Here is a 2,514-nt window from a genome sequence, read left to right as displayed (position 1 = left end):
CCGCTCCAGAAAGATTTCCCGGCGGGTCTTACGCTTTTTATTCTGGTATTCGGCTTCGGAGAAAGTCATCTGTTCCATGAAAAGTGTTCCTGCTGAGTTGGGCTGCCGTATTATGACTGATTCTTGGGGTTATTCAGAGGTTCCCTAGTTTCAATCTATCAGTTCTCGTTAAGGGAGTGGGGAGCAGACAAGGCGGAGGCCTATATCAGGGAGATTAACGAAGCATTCCTAACGCTCGTTAACAACAAGACTCTCGGCAGTGATCGCAGCTACGTGCGCCCTTCTTTACGAGCTTATTACGTAGGCTCACATGTAGTCTTCTACAAGCCAACTGTTTATGGTGTCGCCGTTATTCGGATTTTGCACCAGTCGATGGATTATGTGCGGCACTTATAAACTACGGGATCAGTAATGACAGCCGAGAGCATTTACACAAACAGCGATAACTTTACGGCATTTCCTGAGCCGGACGATGTCTTTGCAAGCGATTTTGAAAAGTCAGTAATGCTGCCTTTGGCTATGTATAGGCCGGAAGGGTTTGACGAGGAGATACTGCTCGCCACGCCTTTCGGTAGCTGTGAAGGCCTGATCGGCAAAGAAGACTTTAATGAGTTCATTGGAGAAGAGTGGTATTCCTACTCAAAGGTGGAAGATAAATGGAAGCTTGATTGCACCCCTGAGGATTTAAGTCCATTTGAATACAACTTCCGAGGGACGAATACAGAAACTCTAAAAAGCTACCTGGAAACAAAGAAGAAATTGATAGAGTTTGGGCGCTTACCCAAACCCTCTCCACCAGGTGGAAACTACCCTTTGTTTATCCCAAAGGAAGAAATTTCCAGTGGCTCGAATTGGTTTGCGAGTTTAAGCAAAAGAGTGCCATTCAGGTTGCTTGATAAGACCAATGAGTATGGCTCCAAGTTAGCCATACTTTATGATGGGTCTGGAAATGCATATAAATATTTAGGTTATCTGTATTCAGATGTGTATACACGTTGTCTAAACCCCCATCTCCACTTCTTGTATTGTGCGCCTACAAAGCGTGTTCTAGTTGGGTTGGAGTTTTACTGAGCATCGGGATGTGTGTCATCAAAGCTATTGTATTACTGCAGCCAATTTGCCGAAGAGGTGATTGGTTGAAAAATGATCAAGTGGCGAAAATTTGAAGGGGGTGGGGCGGGTCAAATCTCTGACACCTGAGCGACCAACACCGCACCCCTAAGTCTTTTTTTATACCCGCGAAATTAAAAATTTCAGGCTAACGCAATGAGTGGAACCGCAACCAGAGCTGGACGGGGGCGGAAGCCCAAGCCCGTTGCGCAAAAGCTCCTGGCCGGCAACCCCGGAAAGCGTCAACTCAACACCCACGAACCCCAGTTTTCACAGATCACTAACATCGATTGCCCGGACTGGCTGGGCGACGACGCGCGCCGTATGTGGGAGCTGATCGCCCCGGAGCTCTGCGCGCAAAAGATCATCGCCATTACTGACGTGCATAACCTGGAAGCCTTCTGCGCCGCCTATGGTCGCTGGCGTCAGGCGGAAAGAGAATTGGCGCAATATGGCATCACTATTACGGACGCAAACGGCGGCCTGAAGAAGAACCCGGCGGCCACCGTCGCCAACGAATCCTTAAAACAACTGGCGACCTTCGGGGCGCTCCTGGGCCTGGACCCATCCAGTCGCCAACGTCTGACCGGCGGCGGCAATCACGACACGTCAAACCCCTTCGATAAATTCTGATTTTCGGTTACTCCATGGCGGCTAAATATCCTCACGTCGAGGCGGCGACGCGGTACGCCCGCGCCGTGCTGGACGGGTCTATCCCGGCGTATCGGTACACACGCTTGGCGTGTCAACGTTACCTGGATGACCTTGCCCAGGAGAGCGACCCGGACTATCCGTATTACTTCGACAAGGCGGAGGCCGAGCGGGTGTGCGAGTTCGTCCAACTGCTGCCGCACACCAAGGGCGAGTGGGCATTCAAACGTCAGCTTATCAAGCTGGAGCCCTGGCAGGTGTTTGGCTTCGTCAACATCTTCGGATGGAAGAGTAAGGCCGACGATCTGCGCCGCTTTAGGGAAGTGTATTGGTGCGTGCCGAGGAAGAACGGTAAGAGCATCATCGCCGCCGGCGTAGGGCTGTATATGTTCGCCTGCGACAACGAATTTGGCGCCGAGGTCTACAGCGGAGCCACCAACGAACGCCAAGCCTGGGAGGTCTTCAGACCGGCCAAGCTGATGGTCTCGCGCACGCCGTTATTGCAAAAGGCCAAGGGCATTGCTGTTAACGCCAAGAACCTGAACCGCCCGGCGGATGAAGCGCGCTTTGAGCCGGTCATCGGCAAGCCCGGCGATGGCGCAAGTCCCTCCTGTGCGCTGATTGATGAGTATCACGAACACGACGCCCCCGACTTATACGAGACCATGGTGACGGGGCAGGGCGCACGCCGGCAGCCGCTGACGTTTATCATCACCACCGCCGGCAACAACATCGAAGGCCCTTGCTACGACA

4 protein-coding genes are annotated in these 2,514 nt (G+C 52.5%); all 4 read left to right on the top strand.

All coding sequences use genetic code 11. The features are described 5' to 3' along the window. Positions 1-123 precede the first annotated feature (123 nt). Positions 124-396: a type II toxin-antitoxin system RelE/ParE family toxin gene (locus KP814_RS33565; protein ID WP_216740636.1), complete on the top strand. Its 273-nt coding sequence runs from the start codon at positions 124-126 to the stop codon at positions 394-396. A 15-nt stretch (positions 397-411) separates the two neighbouring features. After that, entirely contained in the window at positions 412-1,071 is a 660-nt protein-coding gene (locus KP814_RS32295) for a hypothetical protein (RefSeq protein WP_216740635.1), read from the top strand. Positions 1,072-1,266: 195 nt separating this feature from the next. Further along, positions 1,267-1,743, top strand: coding sequence for a phage terminase small subunit P27 family (locus KP814_RS32290; RefSeq protein ID WP_216740634.1), 477 nt, complete (start codon positions 1,267-1,269; stop codon positions 1,741-1,743). A gap of 104 nt (positions 1,744-1,847) precedes the next feature. Beyond that, positions 1,848-2,514, top strand: a 667-nt coding sequence (locus KP814_RS32285) for a terminase large subunit domain-containing protein (protein ID WP_253938806.1), incomplete at its 3' end; no start/stop codon positions are given.

The organism is Hahella sp. HN01, assembly GCF_018986435.1.
Lineage (GTDB): Bacteria > Pseudomonadota > Gammaproteobacteria > Pseudomonadales > Oleiphilaceae > Hahella.
Note: the sequence above shows the minus strand (reverse complement) of the source record. Positions and strands in the feature narration are given on the sequence as shown.

Excerpts from the sequence above, each read along its gene's own strand:
- KP814_RS32295 (WP_216740635.1), top strand. The coding sequence starts at position 412 with ATGACAGCCGAGAGCATTTACACAAACAGCGATAACTTTACGGCATTT.
- KP814_RS32290 (WP_216740634.1), top strand. The coding sequence starts at position 1,267 with ATGAGTGGAACCGCAACCAGAGCTGGACGGGGGCGGAAGCCCAAGCCC.